Origin of the sequence: Mesorhizobium sp. WSM4887, assembly GCF_029625865.1 — a bacterium.
GTDB lineage: Bacteria > Pseudomonadota > Alphaproteobacteria > Rhizobiales > Rhizobiaceae > Mesorhizobium.
The window spans coordinates 1,640,580-1,652,333 of sequence record NZ_JARTVP010000001.1 but is presented as its reverse complement, the minus strand read 5'-3'; the positions used below and the strand labels follow the sequence as shown (position 1 = coordinate 1,652,333).

General features: G+C 64.4%; 14 protein-coding genes. 5 read left to right on the top strand and 9 right to left on the bottom strand.

Going from position 1 to position 11,754, the window contains the following annotated elements:
• Positions 1-2 precede the first annotated feature (2 nt).
• Positions 3-1,202 (bottom strand): amidase, encoded by a 1,200-nt coding sequence (locus tag P9230_RS07915; RefSeq protein ID WP_278118218.1) that lies wholly within the window; start codon positions 1,200-1,202, stop codon positions 3-5.
• A 539-nt stretch (positions 1,203-1,741) separates the two neighbouring features.
• Between P9230_RS07915 and odc2 the strand changes: the two genes are divergently transcribed.
• Both odc2 and P9230_RS07905 read left to right on the top strand, forming a co-directional pair.
• On the top strand, positions 1,742-2,875 hold the full coding sequence (gene odc2 / locus P9230_RS07910) for an ornithine/lysine decarboxylase (protein WP_095800461.1): 1,134 nt from the start codon (positions 1,742-1,744) through the stop codon (positions 2,873-2,875).
• Positions 2,876-3,206: 331 nt separating this feature from the next.
• Positions 3,207-3,701: an N-acetyltransferase gene (locus tag P9230_RS07905; protein ID WP_127324524.1), complete on the top strand. Its 495-nt coding sequence runs from the start codon at positions 3,207-3,209 to the stop codon at positions 3,699-3,701.
• A gap of 81 nt (positions 3,702-3,782) precedes the next feature.
• Here P9230_RS07905 and P9230_RS07900 read toward each other — a convergent pair whose 3' ends face one another.
• The 4 genes from P9230_RS07900 to P9230_RS07885 form a co-directional block, all read right to left on the bottom strand.
• Positions 3,783-4,067 carry an SCP2 sterol-binding domain-containing protein gene (locus tag P9230_RS07900; protein ID WP_067002744.1) on the bottom strand — a complete coding sequence of 95 codons (285 nt, stop codon included), beginning with the start codon at positions 4,065-4,067 and terminating at the stop codon, positions 3,783-3,785.
• A 197-nt stretch (positions 4,068-4,264) separates the two neighbouring features.
• The gene (locus tag P9230_RS07895; protein ID WP_095823408.1) at positions 4,265-4,789 is read right to left on the bottom strand and encodes a hypothetical protein; all 525 of its coding nucleotides are present in this window, start codon (positions 4,787-4,789) and stop codon (positions 4,265-4,267) included.
• 31 nt (positions 4,790-4,820) lie between these two features.
• A complete protein-coding gene (locus P9230_RS07890; RefSeq protein WP_067325992.1) occupies positions 4,821-5,243 on the bottom strand; it encodes a hypothetical protein in 423 nt (140 codons plus the stop codon).
• Positions 5,244-5,251: 8 nt separating this feature from the next.
• Entirely contained in the window at positions 5,252-5,821 is a 570-nt protein-coding gene (locus P9230_RS07885; RefSeq protein ID WP_245460687.1) for a rod-binding protein, read from the bottom strand.
• Between the two features lie 306 nt (positions 5,822-6,127).
• Here P9230_RS07885 and P9230_RS07880 point away from each other — a divergent pair, with 306 nt between their 5' ends.
• On the top strand, positions 6,128-6,715 hold the full coding sequence (locus P9230_RS07880; RefSeq protein WP_278118215.1) for a transglutaminase-like cysteine peptidase: 588 nt from the start codon (positions 6,128-6,130) through the stop codon (positions 6,713-6,715).
• A 118-nt stretch (positions 6,716-6,833) separates the two neighbouring features.
• Here P9230_RS07880 and P9230_RS07875 read toward each other — a convergent pair whose 3' ends face one another.
• From P9230_RS07875 to flhA, 3 genes are read right to left on the bottom strand one after another with little or no spacing between them, the layout of a single operon-like run.
• Positions 6,834-7,217: a hypothetical protein gene (locus P9230_RS07875; protein ID WP_067325997.1), complete on the bottom strand. Its 384-nt coding sequence runs from the start codon at positions 7,215-7,217 to the stop codon at positions 6,834-6,836.
• A gap of 5 nt (positions 7,218-7,222) precedes the next feature.
• A complete protein-coding gene (fliR, locus tag P9230_RS07870) occupies positions 7,223-7,975 on the bottom strand; it encodes a flagellar biosynthetic protein FliR (RefSeq protein ID WP_067326000.1) in 753 nt (250 codons plus the stop codon).
• Positions 7,972-10,059, bottom strand: a complete 2,088-nt coding sequence (flhA, locus tag P9230_RS07865) for a flagellar biosynthesis protein FlhA (protein ID WP_127215266.1) — start codon at positions 10,057-10,059, stop codon at positions 7,972-7,974. Before flhA ends, fliR begins: the two co-directional genes overlap by 4 nt.
• A 122-nt stretch (positions 10,060-10,181) precedes the next feature.
• Here flhA and P9230_RS07860 point away from each other — a divergent pair, with 122 nt between their 5' ends.
• Positions 10,182-10,481 (top strand): putative quinol monooxygenase, encoded by a 300-nt coding sequence (locus tag P9230_RS07860; protein ID WP_067002458.1) that lies wholly within the window; start codon positions 10,182-10,184, stop codon positions 10,479-10,481.
• Here P9230_RS07860 and P9230_RS07855 read toward each other — a convergent pair.
• Positions 10,478-10,948: a MarR family transcriptional regulator gene (locus P9230_RS07855; RefSeq protein WP_095823405.1), complete on the bottom strand. Its 471-nt coding sequence runs from the start codon at positions 10,946-10,948 to the stop codon at positions 10,478-10,480. The two genes, P9230_RS07860 and P9230_RS07855, sit on opposite strands and share 4 nt — an antisense overlap.
• A gap of 47 nt (positions 10,949-10,995) precedes the next feature.
• On the opposite strand from P9230_RS07855, the gene P9230_RS07850 reads away from it, so the two are divergent.
• Entirely contained in the window at positions 10,996-11,736 is a 741-nt protein-coding gene (locus P9230_RS07850) for an NAD(P)-dependent oxidoreductase (protein ID WP_278118211.1), read from the top strand.
• Positions 11,737-11,754 lie beyond the last annotated feature (18 nt).

Sequence of the window (11,754 nt, the reverse complement as noted above, 5' to 3'; positions counted from 1 at the left end):
GATCAGACCTTTCGGGCCGCGTCGAGAATCGTGCGGCCGAGCCCTATCAGGGCGACGTCGCTGCCGGAAGGGCCGAGCAGCGACAGGCCGAAGGGCGCGCCGTCGACGGAACCGAGCGGCAAGGTGATCTGCGGGAAGCCCGACAACCCGGCCAGGCACAAAAGATGCAGCGCCCTTTCGCGATAGGCCTGGAACTGCTGCGGCGTGCTGGTCTTCAGTGGCGCTGCGCCCGGCACGGTCGGCAGAACAAGAAAGCCGTCGTTGCCGAGCAGCTTGCCGAACTCGGAACGGAAGGCTGCCCGACGCGCCGTTTCGGCTTCGACTGTCTTTGGGTCGATCGTGCGGCCGAAGCCGAAACGCTCGTCGACACCCGGACCCAGCCCGTGACCGCCTGCCGAAATCCAGCCGCCATGCACCTGCCAGGCCTCGAAGGCCTGCAGCCGGCGAAAGCACCAGTAGAGATCATCTGGGGACGAGGCGAAGGCGTGTTCGGTTTCGGTCGGCTCGCCGACGACGGCTGCTGCCTGTGCCTTCACCCGCGCATATTCGGCGGCTTCCGTCGGCCCGGAGACAAAGGCATCGAGCCAGCCGATCGACAGCGGGCGGTTGAGCGGATGCTGGTGTGGATCGCGCCCGAGCAGAAGCTTGCCGACCAATTCGTAAGTTTCTATGTCGCCGGCGAACCAGCCGAAGGTGTCGAAGCTCGGCGCGAGCTTCATGGCGCCCTCGAGCGATATCCGGCCGTGACTGGTACGCAGCCCGATCAACCCGCAGAAGCTCGCCGGCGCGCGGATCGAGCCGCCGGTGTCGGAGCCGACGGCGATGTCGGCAAGGCCGCCGGCGACCGCTGCCGCCGAACCTGACGAGGAGCCGCCGGTCACGCGATCCGGAGCGGCTGCGTTCACCGGAAACGGGAAATGCGAATTCTGGCCGAACAGCGAGAAGGCGAGCTCGTCGGTTTGCGTCTTGCCGACGAATCGCGCACCGGCATCGAGAATCAACTGCACAGCCTCGGCCGTCCGCGAGGCGGCGTGAGCCTGTTCGAACTTGCGCGGGTTGCCGCAGCCGGTGCGATAGCCGGCGACGTCATAGATGTCCTTCACGGCTAGGCGCAGGCCGGCCAACGGGCCAAATTCCGCATTGGCCACGGGCATTTGACGCAGATCGAGGAAGGCGTTGAGAGGGCCGTGGGTGCCTGGCATTGTTCGATTTCCGAATACGGTCCACAAACATTGTTCGATGCCGCAATTTTTACAACCGGCGCTGACGATTTTTATTGATTGTGAAACCCTTCGCTCTTATATCGCGCTTGCCCAAAGTCGCACGTGCCTGTGGGTGTCCGCCGATCCTCGAATGGTGAGGGCAATCGGTAAGGTAACTGGAGCCAACCCCTCCAGTCGGTCAGTGGCCAACCACAAGACCGAGGACACCTTGAAGCAACGACGGTGCGGGCCTTTCTGGTGTCTGCCGGTCGTCCAAAGACCGGGGTTACTGAAGAGGCACACCTTCATTGCCGGCAGTGCGGACGGGTCCTCCCATCCAAGCCAAGGCAGACAAAGCGAACCGAGGCCGGGCAAGGCCAGGTTCACCGCCGCGAGACGGCGATCCGTGGTTCCGGGGTCTCCACCGGCTGGTTCCATGGATTTTCCGTCCCGCCTTTGTCCACCGCGAGTTCGCGAGGCCGAGCGCCCGCGTCCCGCAGCCTTCGTGCGCGCCGAAAGGCGCAGATGGAGAGACCTCGATGGCCAGCCAGCGCATCCTTGACTTTCTCGCCACCCGACGTCCGAATGGCCCCTGCCTCGTCGTCGACCTCGATGTCGTGCGCGACAATTTCCGCGCCTTCGAGAAGGCGTTGCCCGATCCCAAGATCTACTATGCGGTGAAAGCAAACCCGGCGCCGGAGATCCTGCGTCTGCTTGCTGCGATGGGCTCGTCCTTCGACACCGCATCGGTTGCCGAGGTCGAGATGGCGATGGATGCCGGCGCGCCGGCGGATCGCATTTCCTTCGGCAACACCATCAAGAAGGAGCGCGACATTGCGCGCGCCTACCAGCTCGGCATCCGCCTCTACGCCGTGGATTGCGTTGAGGAGGTCGAGAAGATCGCCCGCGCCGCCCCGGGCTCGCGCGTGTTCTGCCGCGTGCTCACCGACGGCGAGGGTGCCGAATGGCCGCTGTCGCGCAAGTTCGGCTGCGTGCCGGCAATGGCGGTGAATGTGCTGCGACATGCCAAGGCGCTCGGTCTCGATGCCTATGGCGTGTCGTTCCATGTCGGCTCGCAGCAGACCGATCTCTCGGCCTGGGACCGCGCGCTGGGCGATGCCAAGAAGGTGTTCGCCACGCTCGCCGAGGAAGGCATCGTCTTGAAGATGGTCAACATGGGCGGCGGTTTCCCGACCCGTTACCTGAAGGACGTGCCGGCGGCGCAGGCCTATGGCCAGGCGATCTTCTCGGCGCTGCGCAAGCATTTCGGCAACGCGCTGCCCGAGACGATCATCGAGCCGGGTCGCGGCATGGTCGGCAATGCCGGCGTCATCAAGTCGGAAGTCGTGCTGATCTCGAAGAAGGCCGACAATGACAATGTGCGCTGGGTGTTCCTCGACATCGGCAAGTTCGGGGGCCTCGCCGAGACCATGGACGAGGCGATCCGCTATCCGATCGTGACGCCGCGCGACGGATCGGAGACCGCGCCTTGCGTGCTCGCCGGCCCGACCTGCGATTCGGCCGATGTGCTCTACGAGAAGACGCCTTATCCGCTGCCGCTGTCGCTCACCATCGGCGACGAGGTGCTGATCGAAGGTACCGGCGCCTACACGACCACCTATTCGTCGGTCGCCTTCAACGGCTTCGAGCCTCTCCGATCCTACGTGATCTGAAGGCGCGAGCCTTCAGATCAACCGGCGTGGGCGACATCGCCCGCCGGGGCTCGCTTGTGGAACAGATCTCCGCTCGTGAAGGATCGCGGAAATGGACTTTGCAGATTTCATCATTGAGGGCGCCGCGCGCCGGGTCTCCCCCCTCGAGGGGGAGATGGCCGCGCAGCGGTCAGAGGGGGGCGTCGCGCGTGGAGCGCCAGCGCCGCTTCTCGTCACGCTGGGCGCCGGTATTACATGCGCAACGACCCCCTCTGTCGCCTTTGGCGACATCTCCCGCTCGAGGGGGGAGATTGCGCCGGCCTTCGTCATCGTTGCCGAAGGCATCGGTGATATGCAGGCGCGCGAAGCGCTGCTCGACCGCGCCATGGGGCCGAAGCGCAGGAAGAAGTCGTCCGAGAAACTGCGGCGTGGCCGCCGGCCGTCGGAAGGCCTGGCCTTTGTCGCGCGCGACCCGTCGGGCGCGCTCGTCGGTACGGTTCGGCTGTGGGACGTGACGCTGGGCGAGGGTGGTCCGGCAGCGCTCCTGCTTGGGCCGCTGGCAGTCGAGCCGGGCCTGAGGAGCGGCGGCATCGGCTCGGCGCTGATGCGGCACGCGATCGCCGAGGCTGCGCGGCTCGGTCACGGCGCGATCCTGCTCGTCGGCGATGCACCCTATTACGGGCGGTTCGGTTTTTCGGCCGACCGCACCGGCTCGCTCGCCATGCCTGGGCCCTATGAGCGGCACCGCCTGCTGGCGCTCGAGCTGAAGGAGGGCTCGCTCGACGGGACCGCGGGCACGATCAAGGCCGCCGGCCGCAAGGTCAAGGCGCTGGATTTCGTCGCCTGACTGTCGGAGGCATTACCGATGCGGCGCCGCGCGTTCAAAAACGCGGCGCCACATCGCTCTTCTAAAATAGTTGGCTGGCGGTCAGCCGAGCAACTGGCTGAGCGCCATGGCGACCGTCATGTCGCCCTCGACCTTCAGCTTGCCGGCCATGAAGGCCATGGTCGGGTTGAGGTCGCCGGCGATCAGCGAATCGAGATCGTCGAGCGAGAGCTTGATCGTGCAGTCGGTCGGGGCGTCGGCGGTCGAGACGGTCGCGCCGTCGATCACGATGACGCCGTCGCTGCCAGTGTCGAACTTGACCGAATGCTCGAAGCCGGCGCTTGCCACGCGCGACCTGATCTTGTCGGCAATCTCCTGAACGCCCATGGCGGTTCTCCTCGTTTGGTTGCGTTTGACGCGCACCGGCCTTGGCCGCTGGGCGAGGCGCCGCGTCGCGCGGGAGCGCGGCGACAGCCATCGGCGCATATAGCTTCGGGTTGACGTTTACGTCAACGTGGCTGCCATGCGGCATGTCGCATCACCAGACGAGGGTGTGAACCCGCCAGTCGATCGCCGAGAGCCGATCAATGCTCCGGCTGGAACGCCTTGGTCATCGCTTGCGCGGTCTCGCCGGCAGTCTTCCGGCGGCGGATGGCGTTGTCGCGGATTTCGTCCTTGGACAGGAAGTTGACCTGGTCGATCAGCACGTCATGCACCAGCTCGACGCCAACGCGGGCGTTGACGGTCTCGCGGATCGCTTTGCGGAAAGCATCGAGATCGATCGTGTCCTTCTTGGTGAAATCGATCTGCGGATTGGAATAGAGGTAGGAATAGACCTGATCGGTAATGATGGCCGGCGCCGGGATCGACAGTTTCTTTATCTGATCCGGCTCCACCGTGTAGACGAGTTTGGTGAGAAAATAGCCATCGATTTTGGCATCGCGGACGAGCGGTACCGAAATGATGTCGGTCTTGACGTAGTCGAGACCGCCCAGCATCGGCTTCGGCGGCTCACCGACGCCGCGCTCGCCCGCCGCCTGGAATGAATAAAACACCGCGCCGAGGGTTACGGCGCAGATCCAAAGCGCTGCGGCGAGGAATTTGATCACCGAATCCTACCTTGCTCCCCAGTCATCTCATTCAAGCCCGGGCATATCCGAATTCGCCTGCCGAGTAGGTGCCGTCGGCATCGGCGCGCTGGATGGCGTTCTTCAACAGCGTGGCGACCTCGTTGACGGCATTGAGATGGGCAAGAATAGCCGCCTCGTTCTTTGCCAGCTTCTGGCGCAGCCGCGCCAGCCCTTCGCGATGCTGCTCGAGGAACTCGATCTCATTGGCGCCCTTCAGCGCGCGGGTCAGTTCGTAGAGATAGCGGCTTTTGCGGGCATTCGAGGCCTTGAGGTCGTAGCTGGTGCCGCTGCGGATACCCGCCGTCTCCTCGTCCACCGCCTCCTCGATCCGGCCAATGATGGCGGCGAGGTTGCCAGGCCGTGCAGCTGCGATCGGTGCTTCCGCGGCGGTGGTTCGTGCAGGCAGGTTGGAAAGGTCCGTTTGGTCGGCCATGTAGGTCCCTAGATCTTGATGTCCGTTTTTATGGTTGTGTCGTCACCGGTCATAGACCGGGCGGCCTTACGCTCGAGCTCGTCGACCAGGGAGGTCGAAAGCCTGGTCTGCTGGTCGATCTCGGCTTTCTCCGGTCCGCCCCCAACGGACCCGACCGGCACCTTGTGTTTGCCGTCCAGATAATGGTCGGCAAGCATCGATCTCGCGATGCCGATCCCGCCATGCGCGGCCATGACATCGGCTACCTTTTCGGCAAGCTGCGATTTCCACATGTCGCCGGCCAGACCCTTGCCGTAAACGCCCTCGGTGTCCTTAGGCATCATGTTCTGGATGAAAGTGGTCAGCACCATCGCCTCGAAGCGCTGGAACTTTTTAGCCGGATTTGCCGCCTCGGCCTTGTCGGCAGCGGCGCGCGAGAGCACCGAGCCCGCCTCGACCGAGGCAGTCTGGTCGATCGAGAAGGTCTCCCCGGCACCGCCGGCCCGCCTCGCGAGTGCTGCCCGCGCGGCCTCGACGTCGGCCGGCTCCGCCGCACGGGCGACGTCCATCACGATGTCGCTGGGAGGTGAAATCGCCAAGAAAGCACTGCCTTTTGCCGGTTATGTCCGTTGCACAATGACGCAACAAGCTTGTGGCAGGCTTGCGGGGATGGCGAGGTGCAGTGCAGCCCGCTCCAAGCGGCGGCGCGCCCGCCGCCAGAGAGTCACCTCATCGATCGATCGTTCGGCCGAACCCCTCCGTAGCTTCGTACAAGCTCAAATCTTATTTTAGCAGGTATTAATATTTTAACGGTGTTGCCCCGCCGCCGGCGCAATTCGGGTTTTGAAAACGACTAATTAACCCCGCCCCCTCATCCTCGAGACCACGCTTTGGAGACGTTGATCGTGAAAAGCGATGTCGTGCTGATCGCATTTCTGCTGTCGGTTGCCAGCCCATTTGCCGCCCAGGCCGGAACGGCGATGCAAACCAAAGGCAAGGCGTTCCCACCGCCGGCCTTCTATTCGTTCTGCAGCCGCCAACCCAGCCTCTGCAGCACGGCCGGCGGAACAAAGGTCGTCGCCCTGCGGCCTCAGCTCAGCGCGCAATTGAACGAGATCAACCTTTCGGTCAATTCACGCATTACCGAGGTCAGTGATCGAGCCGTTGTCGGCAAGAACGACGACTGGCGCGTGCCGACCGTGTCCGGCGATTGCGAGGATATCGCGATACTGAAGAAGCTCGAACTGATGAAGCGCGGCTGGCCGGCCTCGGCGCTGCTGTTGACCGTGGCAAGCTATCGCGGCGAGGGACACACGGTGCTGACGGTGCGCACCAACGAGGGCGACCTGGTGCTCGACAACCTCACCAGCGCGGTCCGTGATTGGTCCAGCACGCCCTACAACTATTTCGCCCGGCAGGCGCAGGGCAATGGCAGGCGCTGGGAGCGGATCGGGGCGGCCAAGTCGGTCGGCACGACGGCGATCGGCATCTGACAGCCTCGTTCGCCGCGCGCCGGATCCACCGCTCTATCTCCTTGGTTTGACGCAAGTCCGGACGGGAGGCCACGGCGACGTCGCCGAGCCCAACCGTTTCATGCTTTTCCTGATTGCCCTAGTCATGTCCCCGCTTCTGGGCAATGAGGTCCAGCCGCTCGCGGTCTGAGCGTTCGCGCTCGTCGCGGCGGCGAGCGTCCCTATAGGCGCGCTCGACCATGTTGGTCCGCGCGGTCGCGGCGGCGATCAACGTCGCCTCCTCCCGGGCGCTTTCAAGATTCTGTTTTTGTTGGCCGAGCGCGTTCGCAATCCGGCGATGGTAAAGTTCCGGGAACAGGCCGGCCAGCGAGCTGTCAGCGTCGAAATGCCCGATGAGTTCCTTTGCTTCCGATTCGGCCGCCGCGGCCGCGGAGAGGAAGCCGGCATGACGAGTTTCGTGCACCGCCTTCAACTGCTCCTGCACCTTGACCAACTTCTTCAGTCTGTCCTTGCGCGAGGCCATCGCGGCTACCTCGCTAGCGTCAGGTCGACAAAGCCGTCGACGAACAACGACAGCAAGGTGCCGATGGCAAAGTAGAAGATGATCAGCCCGCCGGCGATGACGAAGGGCAGCGAGATGAAATACACCGGGATCTGCGGCGTCAGCTTGTTGACGAAGCCGATCGTCAAATTGACCAGAATGGCGTAGGCGACGAAGGGACTGCCGAGCCGGATGACCAGGAAGAAGGCGTCCGACACCGTGTCGGTGACGTCGACCAGCGCCGCCTGCGGGTTGAAGAATACATTGACCGGAGCAACCGTGTAGGAGGCGACCAGCGCGCGCACGATCTCGTGGTCGAAGTCGAAGACGAAAAGCAGGAGCAGCGCCGAGAACGAGATGATGGCGGCAAGCGCAGCCTGCGGCTCCGGCTCCTCGATCGCCGGGCCGCCTGAGCCGCCATAGCCGATCATCATGGCGATGGCCGAGCCCATGAAGCGCAGCGCTTCCATATACAGCCTGGTCATGGCGCCGATCAGCCCGCCGACCAGAAGCTCGGAAACGATCATCGGCACCAGAACCTGCGGGCGCGGGTCGACATAGGGATAGATGCGGTCCCAGAGGAAGGCGAGCAGGCCGCCGGTGGCGGCGATCGACACAAACAGCCGGACCTGGAGAGGCACGCGGGCGCTCGACAGGCCGGGCATCAGCATGAAACAGGCGCCGATGCGGCAGAAGGCGAGGAAGGCGGCGATGACGACGCCTTGCGAGAGCGCGTTCACGAGATCGTTCCGAGCACCTTGATTTCGACGCCCTTGGCGATCTCGACGTGGCTGAGCACGGGCAGCGTGGTGAACAGCCGCTCGATGATCATGCGCACATAAGGCCGCGCGTCCGGCGCGGTGACCAGCACGAAGCGCTCGCCGGCTTCGAGATGCTTGCGGATCGCCTTGGTGGCGTCCTGGCCGAATTCCTCGAGCTGGCGCGGATCGATGTCGAACTCGCGCACCTCGCCCTTGGCGTCCCGCTTGAGGCTCTGGTGAAAGGCGAGGTCCCATCGGTTGCCGAGGCGCAGCACCTTGAGCATGCCGCCCTCGGAGAGATCGCCGCAGATCTGCTGCGCCATGCGGATGCGGACATGCTCGACGATCTGCTCGGTGCGGCGCACATGCGGCGCGATCTCGGCGATGGCCTCGATGATCAGGTGCAGGTTGCGGATCGAGACGCGCTCGGCAAGCAGAAGCTTCAGCACCGCCTGCAGGCCGGGATAGGAGATGTGCGACGTGCAGATCTCGTCGGCGAGCTTGCGGTATTCGGGGTCCAGCCGCTCGAGGAGCGCCTTCATGTCCTTGTACGACAGAAGCTGCGGCAGGTTGTTGCGGATCACCTCGGAGAGGTGGGTGAGCAGCACCGACATGTTGTCGGCAAAGGTGTAGTTCTCGCGCTTCAGATCTTCGGCGAAGGTTTCCAGCACCGAATAGGCGCGCATGCCGAAAGCGGGCTCGCGGATTTCCTCACCGGGGATGTCGGGCACGCCGCGGGTGCCAAGCAGCACCATGATTTCGCCGACGCGCATCTGGTATTCGGCAACGACGGTGCCGTGGACCTTGATCTGATAGCTCTTCGGCGGGATGGCGAAGTCGTCGGCGACGCGCACCTCCGGCACCACGAACCCATATTGCTGGGCGAATTTCTTGCGCATCTTCGACATGCGGAACACCAGCTCCTGATGTGCGACCAGCAGCCTGGTCGAGAGCTGCTTGCCGATCAGCAGCTCGATCTCGGCAGTCGCAAGCGAGGCCTTGACCGAATTCTTCTCCTCCTCGACCTTGTCGGCCTTCTCCTTGTTCTTCTGCGCTTCGGCTGCCGCCAGCGCGCGGTTGTGGCGCAGCGGGATGACGTAGCCGAGGCCGGCCATGGCGCCGGCAAGGGCAAAGAACGGGAATAGCGGCAGACCGGGCATAAGGCCGAGGATGACGAGCAGCGAGGCCGCGACATAGAGCGCGCGCGGATGCGCGCCGAGCTGGCCGAACACCGCCTGATTGGCGGAGCCCCGCGTGCCGCCCTTGGAGACGAGCATGCCGGCGGCGAGCGAGACGATGAGGGCCGGGATCTGGGTGACGAGGCCGTCGCCGACCGACAGCTTGATGAAGACGTCGGCCGCCTGGCCGAGGCCCATGCCGTGGCGCAGATAGCCGATGGCGATGCCGCCGACGATGTTGATGGCGGTGATGATGAGGCCGGCGATGGCGTCGCCGCGCACGAATTTCGACGCGCCGTCCATCGAGCCGAAGAAGGAGGATTCTTCTTCCAATTCGCGGCGGCGAAGCTGCGCCGTCTTCTCGTCGATCATTCCGGCGGAAAGGTCGGCGTCAATCGACATCTGCTTGCCGGGGATGGCGTCGAGGGTGAAGCGCGCACCGACTTCGGCGATGCGGGTGGCGCCCTTGGTGATGACGATGAAGTTCACCACGATCAGGATCATGAAGACGATGAGGCCGATGACGAAGTCGCTCGACATCACCAGCTTCGAGAAACCCGAGATGACGTAACCGGCGGCATGCGTACCCTCATTGCCATGCGACAGGATCATGCGCGTGGTGGCGATGTTGAGCGAGAGCCTGAGCATCGTGGCGATGAGCAGCACGGTCGGGAAGGAGGAGAAATCCAGCGGCCGCTGGATCCAAAGCGCCACCATCAGGATCAGCACCGAGAGCGCGATCGAGAAGGCAAGGCCGATATCGATGAGAAAGGCCGGGATCGGCAGGAACAGCACCGCCAGGATGACGACGATGCCGAGCGCGAAGAAAACGTCGCGGCCGTTCTTGGCCACCAGGCCGGACGGGATTGTTTCGCTGATCGCCATATCGTCCTCGAATCCAGACTTGCCCAGTGCAAAGGCAGGCTCCCGACCGTTAACCGGTCAAGCTTGCGCGAAGGTGGGAGAGGGGCTACGGGATTTGAGCCGGCTGGCGAAAGGAAAGGCGCATGCTCCTCATCATCGGCACGATTCGGCTGCCACCCGACAGGCTCGAGCAGGCAAGGCCGGCGATGGGACGAATGATTTCAGCGAGTCGCGCCGAAGCCGGCTGCCTCGCATATTCCTATGCGCAGGATGTTCTCGATCCCGGCCTGATCCATGTCTCGGAAGCCTGGCGGGATCGTGCGGCGCTCGAGGCGCATTTCAAGTCAGCGCATATAGCCGAATGGCGCGCGAGCTGGGCGGAACTCGGCATTGGGGATCGGAAGCTGGCGCTCTATGAAGCGGGCGAGGGTACTGCGATCTAACCGGCCGTGTCCGCGATCGAGACGGCGACCAGCCAGCGCCGGACGGCGCGCTCTTCGTTGGCCGAAAGTGCGGCGGTCAGCTCGCGTTCAAGCCGCTGCACCCGCTCGCGACATTTCTTCAGCAAGGCACGGCCGCTGTCGCTAAGATCAAGGTGCTGGATGCGCCCGTGCACCGCATGCGGCTTGCGGACCACGGAACCGGCCTTTTCCAGATTGCCGACGATCACGCTCACCGTCTGCGGCGTCAGCACCGCGAGCCGGGCGAGGTCGGCATTGGAGATGCCTGGATAGGCCGACAGCATGGTCAGCGTCGCGAATTGCGGCTGCGTGACGCCGAACTCATCCAGCGCCCGCTCGACCCGCAGCCTGTAGGCGCCGGCGGCCTGGCGCAGCAGGTAGCCGAGATAACCTTCCTCGCCGCGCTTGCCTTTGCCAGGGGCCGGAATTTCCGGTTTCTGCTTGCGCACGATGTAAGTCCTCTTATATGTTGTTCGAACTCTGATATTATCTCAAGATGGAATGGAAGACGATGGGCTATCGCATCTTTCTTGCTGGTGGTTCCGGCGCGATCGGCCGCCGCCTGATCCCGCAACTGGTCGCTGCCGGCCATCAGGTAGCTGCGACAACGCGCCGGGCCGAGAAGGCCGAGGAGCTCCGCGCGATCGGGGCCAGCCCGGTGGTGATCGATGTGTTCGATGCCGGCGACCTGCTTGCGGCGGTCGCCGAGGTGAAGCCGGAGGTCGTGATCCATCAGCTTACCGATCTGCCGGCCGGACTCGATCCCAACAAGATGGGCGAGGCCATCATCGGAAACGCGCGCGTCCGCGACGAGGGGACCCGCAATCTGGTCGAGGCCGCGGCGTCGGCCGGCGCCCGTCGCCTGATCGCGCAGAGCATCGCCTGGGCCTATGCGCCCGGACCCGAGCCGCATGCCGAAACCGATCCGCTCGACAGCGGCGCCGAAGGCGGCCGCGGCATCAGCGTCGGCGGCGTGATCGCGCTCGAACGCCAGGTTCTCGAGGAGCCCATGACGGGCATCGTGCTGCGCTATGGGCATCTCTACGGGCCTGGTACCGGAGCCGACGCTGCCGCCGACCCGGCGCTGCATGTCGATGCCGCCGCTTATGCGGTGCTGCTTGCCGCCGAGCGCGGTGCGCCGGGCGCCTTCAACATCGCCGAGCCGAACGGCCATGTCGCGACCGACAAGGCGGTCAGCGAACTCGGCTGGCGGCCCGACTTCCGTCTGGCTGTGTGAGGCAGACGGAGGAATTGC